We start from the raw sequence: 17,157 nt of genomic DNA, 5'->3' as shown, positions 1-17,157 counted from the left end.
GGGCGGGATTTTCGGGTTCGGTGAGGGTGATCCCTCCAGCCGGACGCAGCCGGTCCGTCCAGCCGCGGACGCCAGGACGGATCGGCCGACGTCCCACGACGAAGGAGCCGGACGATGGACATGACCCTCGAAGTGATCCCGCTGCCGGTGAGCGACATCGACCGCGCCCGGGACTTCTACCGGGACAAGGTCGGCTTCCACGTCGACATCGACCAGGAGGTCGTGCCGGGTCTGCGGATCGTGCAGCTGACGCCGCCCGGCTCCGGCTGCTCGATCGCGCTCGGCGACAGCGTCTGGGAGCTGACCGGCGGCCCGCGCCCGGCCGCCGGCTCCTACCAGGGCCTCCAGCTGTGCGTCGCGGACATCGAGACGGCACGCGCGGAGCTGGTCGCACGCGGCCTGGAAGTCTCGGAGCCGGTCCGGTACGCCCCGAGCGACGGAGCGACGTTCGTGTACTTCTCGGACCCGGACGGCAATGGCTGGTCGATCCAGGAGTACCGCCGCAGGGCGACGGAGCCCCTGCACAAGCTGCTGGCGTCCCTGGCGGCCGGGGGCAGCGCGGCCGGGAGCGGCGGCTAGCAGACCGGAAGGGCCGGGAAGCCGGCCAACCTGGGGCGGCCCCCGGCAGGGCGGCGGGCGGCAGGGGCGGGCCGGGAGCGGCAGGGGCCGGGGCGGCAGGCGGGGTCGGCGGGGGCCGTCGGCGTGACGGCCCGGCCGACCGTGCCGTGCCCCGGCCAACCGGCTGTCGCACCCTCAACCACCCGGCCGTCGTACCGGGCTCCAGAAGACCCGGCAGCCGTACCGTGCCCGGCCGACCCGGCCGGCTTGCCGTGCTCCGGCTCGCGCGGGCCCGGAGGGCTACAGCACCGGCAGGTTCTTCCTCAGCTCGAACGCGGTGACCTCGCTGCGGTACTCCTCCCACTCCTGCTTCTTGTTGCGCAGGAAGAAGTCGAAGACGTGTTCGCCGAGGGTTTCGGCGACCAGGTCGCTGCGCTGCATCAGGTCCAGGGCCTCGCCGAGGTTCTGCGGGAGGGGTTCGATGCCCATGGCGCGGCGTTCCGCGTCGGACAGCGCCCACACGTCGTCCTCGGCGCCCGGGGGAAGCTCGTAGCCCTCCTCGATGCCCTTCAGGCCGGCGGCCAGGAGGACGGCGTAGGAGAGGTACGGGTTGGCGCCCGCGTCCAGGGAGCGGACCTCGACCCGCGCAGAGCCCGTCTTGCCGGGCTTGTACATCGGGACGCGCACCAGTGCCGAGCGGTTGTTGTGGCCCCAGCAGATGTAGGACGGGGCCTCGCCGCCGGCGCCCGCCGTGCGTTCGGTGCCGCCCCAGATGCGCTTGTAGGAGTTGACCCACTGGTTCGTGACCGCGGAGAGTTCCGCCGCGTGCCGGAGCAGGCCCGCGATGAAGGAGCGGCCGACCTTGGAGAGCTGATACTCGGCGCCCGACTCGTAGAAGGCGTTCCGGTCGCCCTCGAACAGGGACAGGTGTGTGTGCATGCCGCTGCCGGGGTGCTCGGAGAACGGCTTGGGCATGAACGTCGCCTGTACGCCCTGCTCCAGCGCCACCTGCTTCATGACCAGGCGGAACGTCATGATGTTGTCGGCCGTCGAGAGCGCGTCGGCGTAGCGGAGGTCGATCTCCTGCTGGCCGGGGGCGCCCTCGTGGTGGGAGAACTCCACCGAGATGCCCATCGACTCCAGCATGGTGATGGCCTGGCGGCGGAAGTCCATGCCGACGTTCTGCGGGGTGTGGTCGAAGTAGCCGGAGTTGTCGGCCGGGGTCGGGCGGGAGCCGTCGACGGGCTTGTCCTTGAGCAGGAAGAACTCGATCTCGGGGTGCGTGTAGAAGGTGAACCCCTGGTCGGAGGCGCGGGCCAGGGCGCGCTTGAGGACGTAGCGCGGGTCGGCGAAGGACGGGGAGCCGTCCGGCATGAGGATGTCGCAGAACATGCGGGCGGTGCCGGGGGCCTCGGCGCGCCAGGGCAGCACCTGGAAGGTGGAGGGGTCCGGCTTGGCGATCATGTCGGACTCGTACACCCGGGCGAAGCCCTCGATGGCGGAGCCGTCGAAGCCGATGCCCTCGTCGAAGGCCTGCTCCAGTTCGGCGGGGGCGACGGCGACCGACTTGAGGAAGCCCAGGACGTCCGTGAACCACAGGCGTACGAAACGGATGTCGCGCTCCTCCAACGTACGGAGCACGAACTCCTGCTGCTTGTCCATCTTCCGCTTCCCATCCTTGCTGGTCAGGCCGCCTGTCTCCGGTACCGCGGGAGGCGGTCGGGCACCTGAGCATCCCATCACGACACCATGTCACGCGCGTTGCGGACCGTGATCGGGCGGCCGACTCCGGTCTGAACGCCCGACGGACGGCGGGTTACCGCTCTGCCGCCCATCTTGCCTGCTGGCGGCTGCCCGCGTAACGGCAGGACGACGGAACCCGTCCGGCACCCTCCGCGTGGGCTTCGCATCCCAGTACGATCAGCTCGCCTCCTCCGTCGACCGCCCCGAAGGACACGCCATGGGATCCGCGAAGAACCGCTCCGGCCAGTCCGGCAACGACAGCGATGGCCCGGCGCGTCAGACGCGGATAGCGGAGATGCGGCGCGCGGAGCAGACACGCGACCGGCGCAACCGGGTCTTCCTGATCGGCGCGAGCGTCGTGGTCGTCGCCGCGCTCGCCGTGGGCGGCACGCTGCTGGTGCGGTCGCAGTCCGACTCCGGTTCGTCCGACAGCGCCTCCGGCGGTTCCAAGGGCTCCGGGAAGTTCGTGACCGGCGCCGACGGGGTGAAGACGTGGCAGGGCAAGCTGTCCCGGAACCACGTCACCAAGTCCGTGGAGTACCCGACCGTGCCGCCCGTCGGGGGCGACCACAACCAGGTCTGGATGAACTGCAACGGCGACGTCTACACCAAGGAACTCAACAACATGAACGCCGTGCACTCGCTGGAGCACGGCGCCGTGTGGGTGACGTACAACGACAAGGCCGGCAAGGCCGACGTGGACGCGCTCGCGGCGAAGGTCAGGAAGACCCCGTACTCGCTGATGAGCCCCGTGCGGGACCAGCAGGACCCGATCATGCTGTCGGCCTGGGGCCACCAGCGGACGGTGAGCGGGGCCGACGACCCGAACGTCGGCACGTTCTTCGAGAAGTTCGTGCAGGGCAAGCAGACCCCGGAGCCGGGAGCGGCGTGCTCGGGCGGGCTGGGGCAGTGAGGCGGACCGGCTGGATCGTGGGGGCGGCCTCGGCGGTGCTCGTCGCCGCCGGCGGGGTGACGTTCGCGGTCGCCGGTGACGACGGGCCGGGCGTCGGGGCGCCGGCCGCGTCGTCCGCCGACGCGGGCTTCGCCCGGGACATGGCCGTCCATCACCAGCAGGCCGTGGAGATGTCGTACGTGGTCCGGGACGGCACCGACGACGTGGAGGTGCGGCGACTCGCGTACGACATCGCGCAGACGCAGGCGAACCAGCGCGGCATGCTGCTGGGCTGGCTGGACCTGTGGGGGCTCCCCAAAGTGTCGGCCGACCCGCCGATGACCTGGATGGGCATGGGCTCGGCGCCGTCCAAGGGGGACGGCTCCCTCATGCCGGGCATGGCGACCACCGCCGAGATGAGGCGGCTGGGCGGGCTGCGCGGACGGCAGGCGGAGGTCTACTACCTCCGTCTGATGACCGAGCACCACAGGGGCGGAGTCCACATGGCCGAGGGATGCGCCGAGAGGTGCACGGTCGGCGCGGAGAGACGCCTGGCCCGGGGCATGGTGGAGTCACAGGAGTCGGAGATCCGCCTCATGGCGGACATGCTCCGGGAGCGGTCCTGACCGGCCGGGCGACGGGCCGGCCGCGTGCGGACGGGGCCGGGGTGCGGGGGCGCGGGGCGAGGTCGCCGCTCAGCCCGGCTCCCCCCATAACGTCGTTCTGACGATTACACTGGCTCATGTGCCTCACCTACGTCTCGCCCTGAATCAGATCGACTCGCGCGTCGGCGACCTCGTCGGGAACAGCGAGACCATCGTCCGCCGGACCCGCCGCTGCGCCGAGCGGGGCGCGCACCTCGTGGCGTTCCCGGAGATGTCGCTGACCGGGTATCCGGTGGAGGACCTGGCCCTGCGGTCGTCCTTCGTGGAGGCGTCCCGGGCCGCCCTGCGCGCGCTCGCCGCCCGGCTCGCCGGGGAGGGCCTGGGCGAGCTGCCCGTGGTCGTCGGCTACCTCGACCGCTGCGAGAGCGCCCAGCCGAAGTACGGCCAGCCCGCGGGCGCCCCGCAGAACGCCGCGGCCGTGCTGCACGGCGGCGGCGTCGTCCTCACCTTCGCCAAGCACCACCTGCCGAACTACGGCGTCTTCGACGAGTTCCGCCACTTCGTGCCCGGCGACACCATGCCGGTCGTCCGGGTGCGTGGCGTCGACGTGGCCCTCGCCATCTGCGAGGACCTCTGGCAGGACGGCGGCCGGGTCCCGGCGGCCCGCGCCGCGCGGGCAGGGCTCCTGCTGTCCGTGAACGCCTCGCCGTACGAGCGGGACAAGGACGACACCCGGCTGGAGCTCGTCCGCCGCCGCGCCCGGGAGGCCGGCTGCACCACCGCCTACCTGGCCATGACGGGCGGGCAGGACGAGCTCGTCTTCGACGGGGACTCCCTCGTCGTGGACGCCACGGGCGAAGTCCTCGCACGGACCCCGCAGTTCGCCGAGGAATGCCTGGTCCTCGACCTGGAACTGCCCGCGGCCTCCCCCGACGCCCCCACCGGAGTCGTGGCCGACGGCCTGCGCATCGAACGCGTCGTACTCCCCGGGACGCCCCTGCCGGCCGAGGGGCCCGGGAAGGCCGGCGGGGCCGAGAAGACCGGCGGGGCCGACGCGCACGTCACCCGCGCCGCCCGGCTCGGCGACGAGGAGGAGGTGTACTCGGCCCTGGTCGTGGGTCTGCGCGCCTACGTGGAGAAGAACGGGTTCCGTTCCGTCCTGGTCGGCCTGTCGGGCGGCATCGACTCCACCCTCGTGGCCACCATCGCCTGTGACGCCCTCGGCGCCGAGAACGTGTACGGCATCTCCATGCCGTCCAGGTACTCCTCCCCGCACTCCCGGGACGACGCCGCCGAGCTCGCCCGCCGCACCGGCCTGAACTTCCGCACCGTGTCCATCGAGCCGATGTTCGACGCGTACATGGACGCCCTGGGCCTGACCGGACTCGCGGAGGAGAACCTGCAGTCCCGGCTGCGCGGCACGCTCCTGATGGCCGTATCCAACCAGGAGGGCCACCTCGTCCTCGCGCCCGGCAACAAGTCCGAGCTGGCGGTGGGCTATTCGACGCTCTACGGCGACTCCGTGGGGGCGTACGGCCCCATCAAGGACGTGTACAAGACGCTCGTCTTCCGCCTCGCCGAGTGGCGCAACCGGGCAGCCGCCGAGCGGGGGCAGACCCCGCCCGTCCCGGAGCACACCCTCAGCAAGCCGCCCAGCGCCGAACTGCGTCCGGGGCAGGTCGACACCGACTCCCTGCCCGACTACCCCGTGCTGGACGCGATCCTGGCGCGGTACGTCGACCGGGACGAGGGCGCCGACCGGATCGTCGCCGCCGGGTTCGACGCCGAGCTGGTGACGAAGACGCTGCGCATGGTCGACACCGCCGAGTACAAGCGGCGGCAGTACCCGCCGGGCACCAAGATCTCCCCGAAGGGCTTCGGCAAGGACCGCAGGCTGCCGATCACCAACAGCTGGCGGGAAACGGGCGCGTGAGCCGCGGCATCGCGGTAGACGGGGAGGGGCGTCCGGACCGGGCCGGACGCCCCTCCCCCCACCATGGTGGTTGGGGCCCCCTCAACGCACCGGCGTCTGCGCCTGCTGCGGCACGTGCGACGCGACGAGGCGTTCCCTCGCCGTGCGCGACGCGGCCGCGCGGCGGCGGTCCACCGCGTACGCCGTCGCCGCCACGGCCAGGCCCAGGACGGCCAGTCCCGCGCCCGCCAGGGCCGGGGACGTGACGCCGTAACCCGCCGCCAGGGCGAGGCCGCCGATCCAGGCGCCTCCGGCGTTGGCGAGGTTGAACGCGGCCTGGTTGGCGGAGGACGCCAGGGACGGGGCGGCCGACGCCTTCTCCATGACCACCAGCTGGAGCGGCGAGCCGGTGACGAAGGCCGCGACGCCGAGCAGCACGACGGCGACCGCGGCGGTCCACGGCGTGCCCATCAGCACGGGGAACAGCGCCAGCGTCACCACCAGGGCCGTCAGCCCGCCGAACAGCGTGCCGCGCATCGCGTGGTCGGCGAGCCGGCCGCCCAGCAGGTTGCCGGCCGTCGCGCCGACGCCGAACAGCGCCAGCAGCAGCGTCACACTGGTGGCGGCGTACCCGGCGGAGTCCGTGAGCATCGGCGTGATGTAGCTGTACGCGGCGAACAGCGCGCCGAAGCCCGCGACCGTCGTGCCGAGGGCCAGCCACACCGGCAGGGAACGCAGCGCGGCCAGCTCGCCGCGCAGTCCGGCCGCGGCGGCGGCGTGCTCGTGGTCGCGCGGGAGGAGCCGGGCCAGGGAGGCGATGGCGGCCACCCCGATCGCGCTCACGCCGAGGAAGGTGGCGCGCCAGCCGAGGTGCTGGCCGACGAGCGTGGCGACGGGGACGCCCACGATGTTGGCGACGGTCAGGCCGAGGAACATCAGGGAGACTGAGCGGGCCTTGCGGTCGGGGCTCACCATGGTGGTGGCGACGACGGCACCCACGCCGAAGAAGGCGCCGTGCGGCAGGCCGCTGACGAAGCGGGCCGCGAGCAGCCAGTGGTGGTCGGGGGCGAACGCCGAGAGCGCGTTGCCGGCCACGAACAGCGCCATCAGGGCGATGAGCACCGTACGGCGGGACATGCGGGCGGTGACGGCGGCGAGCAGCGGGGCACCGATGACGACGCCCAGCGCGTACGCCGAGACGAGGTGGCCCGCGCCGGGTATCGAGACGCGCAGGTCGGCCGCGACGTCGGGCAGCAGGCCCATCATCACGAACTCGGTGGTGCCGATGCCGAAGGCGCCCACGGCGAGGGCGAGCAGGGCCAGGGGCATGGAGGGGCCTGTGCCTTTCCGGGAGAGATCCGTGTGTCCGGGGGATCCGGACGTCCGGGCGGTTGGGGACGTCGCGGAGGAAGTACCGGACGCCCTTAAGTTCACCTACGGAACAAAGTCTCTCGGGCGCAGTATTCCGACGTGTTGCCGGGAGGTTGCCCCCGGGCGTCCGTCCGGGGCCGGCCAGGGGTTTTCACGAGGCCGTCGTGTCCACCCTCACACGTGCCGCGATGGGCAGGTGGTCGCTGCCGGTCTGCGGAAGCGACCAGGAACTCTCCGGTTCGACGCCCTTGACCATGATCTGGTCGATGCGGGCCATCGGGAACGACGCCGGCCAGCTGAACCCGAAGCCGCTGCCCGCCGCGCCCTGCGTGGAGCGCAGCTGGGAGGTGACGGCGTTCAGGGCACGGTCGTTCATGGTGCCGTTGAGGTCGCCGAGCAGGACGACCCGGGTGAGGTGCTCGGCGGCGATGGCCTGGCCGAGGGCGTCGGCGCTCTTGTCGCGCTGCCGGGCGGTGAAACCTGCCTCCAGCTTCACGCGGACCGAGGGCAGGTGGGCGACGTAGACGGCGACCTGCCCGACGGGGGTGGTCACGGTGGCCCGCATCGCGCGCTTCCAGCCGAGCAGGATGTCGACGTCGCGCACGCCGCTCAGCGGGTACCGGCTCCACAGTCCGACGGTGCCTACCACGGCGTGGTGCGGATACGTCGCCGCCAGCGCCTTCTCGTACGTCGGTACGGCCGCGGTCGTGAGCTCCTCCAGGGCCACCACGTCCGCGCCGGAGGCGGCGACGTCCCGGGCGGTGCCGGACGGGTCGGGGTTGTCGGCGTTGACGTTGTGCGTGGCCACCGTCAGATCACCGCGGGACGCCGCCTTGTCCGCCTTGTCGGTGACGAGCCCGCCGAACATCGTCAGCCAGACGACGACCGGTACGAGCGCCGTGACCAGCGCGGTCACCGAGCGGCGCAGCACGGCCAGGACCAGCAGGACCGGCACCAGCAGGCCCAGCCAGGGCAGGAAGGTCTCCGTGAGGCTGCCGAGGTTGCCGATCGCGTTCGGGATGCGCGCGTGGGCCAGCATCACCAGCGCCAGCAGCAACGCGACGGCGGCGAGAAGCAGGCCGCGCCGCCAGGTCCCCCTGTCGCGCCAGCTCTTGTCGCACCGGCCGCCGGGCCCCGGCCGGGACAGCAGACGCCGGAATCCGGATCGCGGGCTCTCGGGAGGAGAGCCGCCGTTGTCCGTGTCCCTCACGTGTGCCTGCTGCGCCATACCGTCGCCTCACTGCCTGCCGTGCGCACCGTCACCCCCGTGTTACGACCCTAGGGGATGATCGACTCCGTTCCCCGCCGCCTGCTGACGGCCGTACGGCCACGAGGACGAACGGGGCCGCGCCGCGAGTTCCGTACCGCGCCGCCGCCCGTGCACTCTGTGACGAAACACGCACATTCGGCCACGGTCGGCACCGCGGACTTCCCGTGCCGGGTGGAACGCGTCACAGGGGTGCCACTGGTCCTCACCGACCCGAAGTGCCACCATGGAGGGGATCCGGGGACGCCGTCAGGGCGCCTCGAGATGACTTGTGAGGAGCGTTGCCATGACGCAGCTTTCCGCTGCCCAGACTGCGCAGCCCAGGCCCTCCGACGGCAGCAAGGCGCTGTACGGAGGCAAGAGCACCCGCCGCATCACCGTCCGGGACCTCGCCAACGCCAAGGAGCGGGGCGAGAAGTGGCCCATGCTGACGGCGTACGACGCGCTGACCGCGTCCGTCTTCGACGAGGCCGGCATCCCGGTCCTGCTGGTGGGCGACTCGGCGGGCAACTGCCACCTCGGGTACGACACGACCGTGCCCGTCACGCTCGACCAGATGGCCATGCTGTCCGCGGCGGTCGTCCGCGGCACCAAGCGCGCCCTGATCGTCGGCGACCTGCCGTTCGGCTCCTACCAGGAGGGCCCGGTGCAGGCGCTGCGCTCGGCGACCCGGCTGGTGAAGGAGGCCGGGGTCGGCGCGGTCAAGCTGGAGGGCGGCGAGCGTTCGCACGAGCAGATCCGGCTGCTGGTGGAGGCGGGCATCCCGGTGATGGCGCACATCGGCCTGACGCCGCAGTCGGTGCACGCGATGGGCTACCGGGTGCAGGGCCGCGGCGAGGAGGCCGCGCAGCAGCTGCTGCGAGACGCGAAGGCCGTGCAGGACGCGGGCGCGTTCGCCGTCGTCCTGGAACTGGTGCCGGCCGAACTGGCCGCCGAGGTGACGCGGACGCTGCACATCCCGACGGTCGGCATCGGCGCGGGCCCGGAGACGGACGCGCAGGTCCTGGTGTGGACCGACATGCTCGGCCTGACCGGCGGGCGGGTCCCGAAGTTCGTGAGGCAGTACGCCGATCTGCGCGAGGTGATGGGCGGCGCGGTACGGGCGTTCGCCGAGGACGTGGTGGGCGGAACGTTCCCGTCGGAGGAACACGCGGTCCACTGAGCGAGGGGCCCGCGGGCCCTGAACCCCACGGAGCCCTCCGAGCCCTCCGAGCCCTCCGAGCTCACCGAGCTCACCGAGCCACTGCGGTAACACCGGGCAGCCCCCGCCGATCTTCCCCCGTCGGCGGGGGCTGCCGCCGCTCCGGCGCGTGCGGCTCCCGTGTCGGCCGTCTGTCGGCCCCCTGTCGGCGGCGGCGGCCCGGTGTCGGCGACATGTCGGCCACGCCCGGCACCGTCGTCGCCATGACGCGAACCGACGACATCAGCACCATCGACGACATCGACGTGGGAAACACCGGTACGGCCGTCGCCGTGCGGGGGCTGGTCAAGCGCTACGGGAGCACCACGGCACTCGACGGTGTGGATCTGGACGTGCGGGAGGGCACCGTGATGGGGGTGCTCGGGCCGAACGGGGCCGGGAAGACCACCCTGGTGCGGATCCTGTCCACGCTGCTCGCCCCCGACGGCGGGCGGGCCACCGTGGCCGGGTACGACGTCCTGCGGCAGCCCCGGCAGTTGCGGCGGGTGATCGGGCTGACCGGGCAGTACGCCTCCGTGGACGAGAAGCTCCCCGGCTGGGAGAACCTGTATCTCATCGGGCGGCTGCTCGATCTGCCGCGCGGACAGGCGCGTGCCAGGGCCGACGAGTTGCTGGAGCGGTTCTCGCTGACCGACGCGGCGCGGCGGCCCGCCGCCACCTACTCCGGCGGCATGCGGCGGCGGCTCGATCTGGCCGCCTCCATGATCGGACGTCCGAGGGTGTTGTTCCTGGACGAGCCGACCACCGGGCTTGATCCACGCACCCGTAACGAGGTGTGGGGCGAGGTGCGGCACATGGTCGGGGACGGGGTCACCGTGCTGCTGACCACGCAGTACATGGAGGAGGCGGAACAGCTCGCCTCCGGGCTGACCGTCGTGGACCGGGGGCGGGTCATCGCCCGCGGTGGTGTCGACGAGCTGAAGGCGAGGGTGGGCGGGCGCACCCTGCGGGTCCGGCCGGCCGATCCCGGGCAGACGCGCCCGTTGGCCGCCGCCATCGACCGCCTGGGGGTCACCGGGCTCGCGACGACCGCCGTGGACGCCGAGCGCGGCGCCGTCCTGGTGCCGGTGCTCAGTGACGAACAGCTGACCGCCGTGGTCGGCGCCGTCACCGCGCAGGGCATCACGCTGGCCTCCATCACCACCGAACTGCCCAGCCTGGACGAGGTGTTCCTGGCGCTCACCGGCCACCGGGCCGGGGCTCCCGACGACGCCGTGCCCGCCGACGACCGCGAGGAAACCGCCGCATGACCACCACCACAGCCACCACACCCGACACCGGCACCACAGCCGTCACCGGCCTGCGTCCCGTCGACGCACGGATCACGCTGCGCGCGCATCTGCGGCACACCGGCGCGCTCGTGCGCCGCAACCTCCTGTGGATCCGGCAGGACCCGGAGTCGATGTTCGACGCGATCCTGTTCCCGGTCGTCTTCACGCTGCTGTTCGTGTACGTCTTCGGCGGCTCCATCGGGCAGTCGCTGGGCGGCGGTCAGGAGCAGTACGTGCAGTACATCGTGCCCGGCCTGATGGCCATGATGGGCATGAACATGGCCCAGGGCGTGGGCACCGGCTTCAACCAGGACTTCAACACCGGCGTCATGGACCGGTTCCGTTCGCTTCCCATCGGGCGCGGCTCCGTGCTGTTCGCGAAGATCGCGGTGGAGATGGTCCGCATGCTGTTCGCGACCGTCGTCCTGATGGTCGTGGGCGTGCTGGTGGGCTTCGACGTCACCCACTGGCCGGGACTGTTCGCGGCCGTGGGCCTGTCCGTGCTGTTCGGCTCGGCCCTGATGTGGGTGTTCCTGACGCTCGGCGTGGTCATGAAGAACGCGCAGTCCGTGCAGGCCATGGGCTTCCTGGTGCTGATGCCCCTGCAGTTCGGCTCGTCGATCTTCGCGCCGACGCAGTCGATGCCGGGCTGGCTGGAGACGTTCACCGAGTACAACCCGCTGTCCGCGCTGGCCGACGCCGCCCGCGGGCTGATGGTCGGCGGCCCGGTCGCGCACGACCTGTGGACCACGGTCGCCTGGTCGGTGGCCATCACGGCGGTCATGGCGCCCGTCGCCATCCACAAGTTCCGCACCAGGAACTGACCCGGCCCGGACGGACCCCTCCCCCTTACGCCCGTTCGCGTCATACGAGGGCGACGGCCTCCTCCTCCGACAGGCCGGCGCCCTCGGCGTGTGCGGCGGCGTACGCCTCCTCGCCCAGCGCGGCCCGCACCCGCCGCTCGGCGCATCCCCACACCTCGCGCTCCCAGGCGGAGGGGACGTGGCCGGACGGCAGCAGGGCCCCGGCGGCGCCGAGCAGTCGTCCGGCGTCGTGGGCGCGGCTGCCGCCGAAGGCGTCCGCGAGGGCGGTCGCGGCGACGGCGAGGTACGCGGAGCGCATGTGCGGCGAGATGGCCCGCGCCAGCGGGTCGCCGGCGAGTTCGACGGCCCGCCGGCAGGTGGCCAGGCTCCTCTCGTTGTGGCCCTCGGCGGCGTCCAGCCAGGCCTCCGCGCCGAGCACGACCGCGTCGAAGACGACGAAGTGGGTCGCGGCGAAGTCCGCGCGCAGCAGCGCGAGTTGCTCGCGCGCCTCGGCGAACCGTCCGGTCACGCCGTACCAGCCGGCCAGGAACAGCCGGGACGCGGGCAGCGCCTCGTTGTGGCCGCTGTCCTTGTTGTCGATCACCTCGCGCAGCATCCGCTCGCCCCGCTCGGCGTCGCCGTCCTCCAGCAGCGCGCTGCCGAGGCGGGCCCGGAGCACGGCCTGCTGGGCGCGGGCGCCGAGGTGTTCGGCGTGGGCGATGGCGGCTTCGTAGTCGGCGGCGGCGAGCCGGTGCCGGCCCTTGCGTTCGTGGGCCTCGCCGCGTGCGGAGAGTGCCTCCGCCGCGCCCCAGGAGTCGCCGAGCCGCCGGTATATCTCCAGGGCCTCGTCGGCGTCCCGGAAGGCGTCGCCCGCCCAGTCGGAGCGGTTGGCGAGGATGTTGGCGCGCATCTGGAGGCAGGAGGCGAGCTCCCACTCGTAGCCGGGGGTTTCGCGGCAGATGCGGACGGAGGCCTCGATGATGTCGCGCAGCCTGTCCGCGCCCCCGGTGAGCATGACGGCGAAGAACCAGAGGATGCCGGGGCTGCGGCAGGTCTGCGGCAGCCCCGGCTCGTACACCTCGGTGATGGCGCGCAGCTTGGCCTGGGCGGCCGGGGTCTGCCAGGCGGCCAGTTCGGTGTCCATGCAGGCCAGATGGGCCAGGTGGACGCCGCGACGGGCTTCGGCGAGGACCTCGCCGGTCATCGGGGGCGGGTTCTCGGTGCAGCGCTGCCAGACGGGGGCGGCGCGGTGGAGCGGCGCGGCGTACGGGTCGGGGCCGAGGGCCATGACGTCGCGGCACCAGCCGCGGGCCTCGATGCGCAGGTCGCGCATCTGCCAGTACCAGGCCAGGCTCAGTACGAGGCACAGTGCCTCCTGCTCGTCGCGTTCGGCGACGACGTGCCGCAGGGCGGTGCGGAGGTTCTCGTACTCGCGCTCCAGCCGTTCGACGGCGGCGAGCTGGCCGGAGCCGCGCAGCAACGGGTCGGTGGTGCGGGCGAGTTCGCGGTAGTACGTGAGGTGGGCGCGGGCGGTCTCGGGGCGGCGTCCGGTCTCGTCGAGCCGTTGGCCGGCGTACTCGGCGACGGTCTCCAGCAGCCGGTAGCGCATTCCGCCGCCCGCGGAGGGGGCGGCGACGACGAGGGACTTGTCGACGAGTGAGCCGAGTGCTTCGAGGGCGGCGGGCCCGCAGACGGCCTCGGCGGCGGTGAGGTCGCAGCCGCCGGCGAAGACCGACAGCCGGCCGAGGACGTCGCGTTCGTCGGCGTCGAGGAGGTCCCAGGACCAGTCGACCACGGCGCGCAGTGTCTGCTGGCGGGGCAGGACCGTGCGGCTTCCGGAGGTGAGCAGGCGGAAGCGGTCGTCCAGCCGGTCCGCAATCTGACGGGGCGTCAGCATGCGCAGCCGGGCGGCGGCCAGCTCGATCGCGAGGGGCAGGCCGTCGAGCCGGGCGCAGATCTCCACGCAGGCCTCGGGGTCGTCGTCGGTACGGAAGCCGGGGCGGGCGGCGGCGCCCCGTTCGGCGAGCAGCCGCAGCGCGACCGGCTCCGGCAGCGGTTCCACGGGCCGTACCAGCTCGCCGGGCACGCCGAGGGGTTCGCGGCTGGTGGCGAGCACGGTCAGCCGCGGGCAGCGGGCGAGGAGTTCGGCCGCGAGCCGGGCGGCGGCGCCCACGACGTGCTCGCAGTTGTCCAGGACGATCAGCATGCGGCGTCTGCCGCAGTGCTCGGCGAGCCGTTCCACGGGGTCGTCGTGCCGGTCGGCCACGGCCCGCATGCTCTCGGCTCCGGCGCCGTACAGCACGGTCTCGCGCGCACCCACGGCGGTCAGTACGGCCTCGGGTACGGCGCCGGGGTCGTCCACGGGCGCGAGTTCGGCCAGCCACACCCCGTCCGGGGCGATGTCCCGGGCGGCCTCGGCGGCCTCCTGCGACAGCCGGGTCTTGCCCGCCCCGCCGGGGCCGATGAGCGTGACCAGCCGGGCGGCGCCGAGGTCGCGCCGGATGGCATCGATGTCGGTGTCACGGCCGACGAAGGAGGTGAGCCGGGCGCGCAGATTGCCGGGCACGGCCGGCCCGGCGGTGTCGGGCGGCCGGCCCCCCGGGGCGGGTGTGGCGGCGGGATGCGGAGCGGGGAGGGGTTCCTGGCGCAGCAACTCCGCGTGCAGGGCGCGCAGTTCGGGCCCCGGGTCGGAACCGAGTCGGTCGGCGAGGGTGCGGCGTACGTCCTCGTAGGCGGCGAGTGCCTCGGCGGTGCGCCCGGTGTCGCGCAGGGCGCGCAGCCGCAGCGCCTGGAGGGGCTCGTCCAGGGGGTGGCCGTCGCACAGGGCGGTCAGCTCGGGCAGGGACCGCGCGGCCCGGCCGAGGGTGAGCGCGGCGGTGTGCCGGACCTGCAGCACGTCCAGGCGCCGGGTCTCCAGTCGGGCGGCCTCGGCGGTGCGGTCGGGGAGGTCGGCGAGGGGCTGCCCCTGCCACAGGGCGAGGGCGTCGTCCAGGACGACGGCGGTCTTGGCGGCGTCGCCGTCGGCCAGGGCACCCGCGCCCTCGGCCGCGAGCCGCTCGAAGCGGTGCAGGTCGACGTCGTCGGGGGCGGCGGCGAGGCGGTAGCCGCCGTCCACCGAGGCGACGGCGCCGGCGCCGAGCGTCCTGCGGAGCCGGCCGACGAGGGCCTGGAGGGCGCCGGGCGCGTCGGCGGGCGGGTCGTCGCCGTGCCAGACCTCGGCCACGAGAAGGCCGGCGGGGACGGTACGGCCGGCGCGGAGGGCGAGCACGGTGAGCAGTGCGCGCAGGCGCGGACCGCCGACCGGCACCGGGGTGCCGTCGGGACGATGAGCCCGAGTGGGGCCGAGGATGCGGTAGCGCACGGCGTCATTGTCTCCGTTGGGAGGGGGCGGGGGCACGGGGTTACCGGGCACGGCGTGGCCGACGCCGTGCCCGGTCGCGGTGGGTCACTCCGGGGCCGGGGCGGCGGCGCGGCCGGCCGCGGCCCCCGCCCCGGGCCCGACCACTGCCTCGAGCACTGCCCCGCCCGTGGCGTACCGTCGGGCGGGCCAAGGCGTTGTCGGGTTCGAGTTCGGGGGGTTGCGCATGGCCACCAGTGCCGGTCGGGGCAGTGAGCGGCGGGTCAGTCCGGTGTTCGTGGGGATCGCGGCCGTCACCGCTGTCACGGGGTGGGCCACCTGGAGCGGCTTCGCCGCGCAGCCCGGTGTGGCGGTCTTCCTGTTCGTGACGGCGGCCTGGATCGTCTCCCTGTGCCTGCACGAGTACGCCCACGCCCGCACCGCGCTGCACAGCGGCGACATCTCGGTCGGCGCCAAGGGCTATCTCACGCTCAACCCCCTGAAGTACACCCACGCCCTGCTCAGCGTCGTCCTGCCGGTGGTGTTCGTGATCATGGGCGGCATCGGGCTGCCCGGTGGGGCCGTGTTCATCGAGCGGAACCGGATCAGGGGCCGCCTGCGGCACAGTCTGATCTCGGCCGCGGGTCCGCTGACGAACGTCGCGTTCGCGGTCGTGTGCACCGCGCCGTTCTGGCTGGACGCGCTGGACGGGGTCCCGCGGGACTTCCGGTTCGCGCTGGCGTTCCTCGCCCTGCTCCAGGTGACGGCGGCGATCCTGAACTCCCTGCCGGTGCCGGGCCTGGACGGCTACGGGGTACTGGAGCCCTGGCTGTCGTACGACGTGAAGCGGCAGGTGGAGCCGTTCGCGCCGTTCGGCCTGCTGTTCGTGTTCGCGCTGCTGTGGGTGCCGTCGGTCAACGCCGTGTTCTTCGACGCGGTCGACGCGATCCTGCGGGGGCTGGGCATCGGCGACGTGGACACGTACTGCGGCTACGACCTGTACCGCTTCTGGCGCGGCTCGGACGAGTTCTGCTCGGTCATCCCGTGACGGACGGCCGGTCCGGCCCGGCGGGCCCCGGTGCCCCCGCGGCCTTCGCAGCCCGGCCCCGCTTGAGGTAGTACCAGGTCATGTTGGACGACAGGCCCGCGATCAGCACCCAGACGATCCCGAGCCAGATCCCCTTCGTGAAGGAGACCACTGCCGCGGCCACGGCGAGGACGCAGACGGCGAGGCTGTAGAGGGCGAGACGGGGCATGGCGGTCGGCTCCTGTCGGGGGACACTGCTGGCACTGCTGCTCGCACCAGTGTCCCCCATGGCCTCATACGTCCGTGAGGCGGAGCCCGGCGTGCGCCTTGTAGCGGCGGTTGACGGAGATCAGGTTGGCGACCAGCGACTCGACCTGGTGGGCGTTGCGCAGCCGTCCCGCGAAGATGCCGCGCATGCCGGGGATGCGGCCGGCGAGCGCCTGGACGATCTCCACGTCGGCGCGGTCCTCCCCCAGCACCATCACGTCGGTGTCGATCTCGGCGATCTCGGCGTCCTGGAGCAGCACGGCCGACAGGTGGTGGAAGGCGGCGGTGACGCGGGAGTCCGGCAGCAGCGCGGCGGCCTGCTGGGCGGCGCTGCCCTCCTCGGGCCTGAGCGCGTAGGCGCCCTGCTTGTCGAAGCCGAGCGGGTTCACGCAGTCCACGACGAGCTTGCCCGCGAGTTCCTCGCGCAGCGACTCGAGTGTCCTGCCGTGGCCGTCCCACGGCACGGCGACGATCACGATGTCGCTGCGGCGGGCGGTCTCGGCGTTGTCGGCGCCCTCGACGTCGTGGCCGAGTTCGCCGGCGGCGGCCTGCGCGCGGTCGGCGGCGCGGGAGCCGATGATCACCTTCTGGCCGGCCTGGGCGAGGCGGTACGCGAGGCCCTTGCCCTGCGGGCCGGTGCCGCCGAGCACGCCGACGACGAGACCGGAGACGTCGGGCAGGTCCCAGGGGTCCTTGGCCGGGGCCTTCGCCGGGGCCTTCGCGGGGACCCCGGCGGGCGTCTGTGCACTGTCGGAAGAGGTCATGGGCCGACTTTACGTGCGTACCCCCGGCGTCTACGGCTCAGGTGGCCCGGGGCGGTCCCGTCGGCGGCGCGCCCCGGCCGCGTCCCCGGGTCGGGCGAATTCGGCCCGAACCCGGTGCCCCTCGTACCTGTTTGCGGCA

At 73.1% G+C, this 17,157-nt stretch carries 14 protein-coding genes; 8 read left to right on the top strand and 6 right to left on the bottom strand.

The genetic code is table 11. The features are described 5' to 3' along the window. Nucleotides 1-114: 114 nt before the first annotated feature. Nucleotides 115-579, top strand: a complete 465-nt coding sequence (locus ABZ354_RS04290; RefSeq protein ID WP_358652759.1) for a VOC family protein — start codon at nucleotides 115-117, stop codon at nucleotides 577-579. A 279-nt stretch (nucleotides 580-858) separates the two neighbouring features. On the opposite strand, the gene glnA is transcribed toward ABZ354_RS04290, so the two are convergent. After that, nucleotides 859-2,220, bottom strand: a complete 1,362-nt coding sequence (gene glnA / locus ABZ354_RS04285; protein ID WP_358652757.1) for a type I glutamate--ammonia ligase — start codon at nucleotides 2,218-2,220, stop codon at nucleotides 859-861. Nucleotides 2,221-2,518: 298 nt separating this feature from the next. Between glnA and ABZ354_RS04280 the strand changes: the two genes are divergently transcribed. The 3 genes from ABZ354_RS04280 (at nucleotide 2,519) to ABZ354_RS04270 (ending at nucleotide 5,731) form a co-directional block, all read left to right on the top strand. Beyond that, a complete protein-coding gene (locus ABZ354_RS04280) occupies nucleotides 2,519-3,214 on the top strand; it encodes a DUF3105 domain-containing protein (RefSeq protein ID WP_358652755.1) in 696 nt (231 codons plus the stop codon). Further along, nucleotides 3,211-3,819 (top strand): DUF305 domain-containing protein, encoded by a 609-nt coding sequence (locus ABZ354_RS04275; protein WP_358652753.1) that lies wholly within the window; start codon nucleotides 3,211-3,213, stop codon nucleotides 3,817-3,819. Before ABZ354_RS04280 ends, ABZ354_RS04275 begins: the two co-directional genes overlap by 4 nt. A gap of 118 nt (nucleotides 3,820-3,937) precedes the next feature. Next, entirely contained in the window at nucleotides 3,938-5,731 is a 1,794-nt protein-coding gene (locus ABZ354_RS04270) for an NAD+ synthase (protein WP_358652751.1), read from the top strand. A gap of 81 nt (nucleotides 5,732-5,812) precedes the next feature. On the opposite strand, the gene ABZ354_RS04265 is transcribed toward ABZ354_RS04270, so the two are convergent. Together ABZ354_RS04265 and ABZ354_RS04260 are read right to left on the bottom strand one after the other, a co-directional pair. Then, nucleotides 5,813-7,039 (bottom strand): MFS transporter, encoded by a 1,227-nt coding sequence (locus ABZ354_RS04265; protein WP_358652749.1) that lies wholly within the window; start codon nucleotides 7,037-7,039, stop codon nucleotides 5,813-5,815. 193 nt (nucleotides 7,040-7,232) lie between these two features. Next, nucleotides 7,233-8,309: an endonuclease/exonuclease/phosphatase family protein gene (locus ABZ354_RS04260; RefSeq protein WP_358652747.1), complete on the bottom strand. Its 1,077-nt coding sequence runs from the start codon at nucleotides 8,307-8,309 to the stop codon at nucleotides 7,233-7,235. 325 nt (nucleotides 8,310-8,634) lie between these two features. Here ABZ354_RS04260 and panB point away from each other — a divergent pair, with 325 nt between their 5' ends. The 3 genes from panB to ABZ354_RS04245 all read left to right on the top strand — a co-directional run bounded on the left by panB (nucleotide 8,635) and on the right by ABZ354_RS04245 (nucleotide 11,644). After that, on the top strand, nucleotides 8,635-9,510 hold the full coding sequence (panB, locus tag ABZ354_RS04255; RefSeq protein ID WP_358652745.1) for a 3-methyl-2-oxobutanoate hydroxymethyltransferase: 876 nt from the start codon (nucleotides 8,635-8,637) through the stop codon (nucleotides 9,508-9,510). 242 nt (nucleotides 9,511-9,752) lie between these two features. Continuing rightward, nucleotides 9,753-10,799: an ATP-binding cassette domain-containing protein gene (locus ABZ354_RS04250; RefSeq protein WP_358652743.1), complete on the top strand. Its 1,047-nt coding sequence runs from the start codon at nucleotides 9,753-9,755 to the stop codon at nucleotides 10,797-10,799. Further along, complete coding sequence (locus tag ABZ354_RS04245) at nucleotides 10,796-11,644, top strand: ABC transporter permease (RefSeq protein ID WP_358652741.1); 849 nt, start codon at nucleotides 10,796-10,798, stop codon at nucleotides 11,642-11,644. Before ABZ354_RS04250 ends, ABZ354_RS04245 begins: the two co-directional genes overlap by 4 nt. Before the next feature lie 40 nt (nucleotides 11,645-11,684). On the opposite strand, the gene ABZ354_RS04240 is transcribed toward ABZ354_RS04245, so the two are convergent. Next, nucleotides 11,685-14,984 (bottom strand): BTAD domain-containing putative transcriptional regulator, encoded by a 3,300-nt coding sequence (locus ABZ354_RS04240; protein WP_358652739.1) that lies wholly within the window; start codon nucleotides 14,982-14,984, stop codon nucleotides 11,685-11,687. Between the two features lie 223 nt (nucleotides 14,985-15,207). Here ABZ354_RS04240 and ABZ354_RS04235 point away from each other — a divergent pair, with 223 nt between their 5' ends. Beyond that, a complete protein-coding gene (locus tag ABZ354_RS04235) occupies nucleotides 15,208-16,008 on the top strand; it encodes a site-2 protease family protein (protein WP_358652737.1) in 801 nt (266 codons plus the stop codon). Here the strand turns inward: ABZ354_RS04235 and ABZ354_RS04230 are convergent. Together ABZ354_RS04230 and npdG are read right to left on the bottom strand one after the other, a co-directional pair. Then, nucleotides 15,998-16,276 carry a hypothetical protein gene (locus ABZ354_RS04230; protein ID WP_358652735.1) on the bottom strand — a complete coding sequence of 93 codons (279 nt, stop codon included), beginning with the start codon at nucleotides 16,274-16,276 and terminating at the stop codon, nucleotides 15,998-16,000. The genes ABZ354_RS04235 and ABZ354_RS04230 overlap by 11 nt on opposite strands. A gap of 4 nt (nucleotides 16,277-16,280) precedes the next feature. Beyond that, nucleotides 16,281-17,018: an NADPH-dependent F420 reductase gene (npdG, locus tag ABZ354_RS04225; RefSeq protein WP_358652733.1), complete on the bottom strand. Its 738-nt coding sequence runs from the start codon at nucleotides 17,016-17,018 to the stop codon at nucleotides 16,281-16,283. Nucleotides 17,019-17,157 lie beyond the last annotated feature (139 nt).

Source organism: Streptomyces sp. NPDC005925 (assembly GCF_040638805.1).
Taxonomy (GTDB): domain Bacteria; phylum Actinomycetota; class Actinomycetes; order Streptomycetales; family Streptomycetaceae; genus Streptomyces.
Note: the sequence above shows the minus strand (reverse complement) of the source record. Positions and strands in the feature narration are given on the sequence as shown.

Bases quoted from the DNA above. Each gene is read 5' to 3' on its own strand.
- ABZ354_RS04290 (WP_358652759.1), top strand. From the start codon at position 115: ATGGACATGACCCTCGAAGTGATCCCGCTGCCGGTGAGCGACATCGAC.
- glnA (WP_358652757.1), bottom strand. From the start codon at position 2,220: ATGGACAAGCAGCAGGAGTTCGTGCTCCGTACGTTGGAGGAGCGCGAC.
- ABZ354_RS04280 (WP_358652755.1), top strand. From the start codon at position 2,519: ATGGGATCCGCGAAGAACCGCTCCGGCCAGTCCGGCAACGACAGCGAT.
- ABZ354_RS04265 (WP_358652749.1), bottom strand. From the start codon at position 7,039: ATGCCCCTGGCCCTGCTCGCCCTCGCCGTGGGCGCCTTCGGCATCGGC.
- ABZ354_RS04260 (WP_358652747.1), bottom strand. From the start codon at position 8,309: ATGGCGCAGCAGGCACACGTGAGGGACACGGACAACGGCGGCTCTCCT.
- panB (WP_358652745.1), top strand. From the start codon at position 8,635: ATGACGCAGCTTTCCGCTGCCCAGACTGCGCAGCCCAGGCCCTCCGAC.
- ABZ354_RS04250 (WP_358652743.1), top strand. From the start codon at position 9,753: ATGACGCGAACCGACGACATCAGCACCATCGACGACATCGACGTGGGA.
- ABZ354_RS04245 (WP_358652741.1), top strand. From the start codon at position 10,796: ATGACCACCACCACAGCCACCACACCCGACACCGGCACCACAGCCGTC.
- ABZ354_RS04235 (WP_358652737.1), top strand. From the start codon at position 15,208: ATGGCCACCAGTGCCGGTCGGGGCAGTGAGCGGCGGGTCAGTCCGGTG.
- ABZ354_RS04230 (WP_358652735.1), bottom strand. From the start codon at position 16,276: ATGGGGGACACTGGTGCGAGCAGCAGTGCCAGCAGTGTCCCCCGACAG.
- npdG (WP_358652733.1), bottom strand. From the start codon at position 17,018: ATGACCTCTTCCGACAGTGCACAGACGCCCGCCGGGGTCCCCGCGAAG.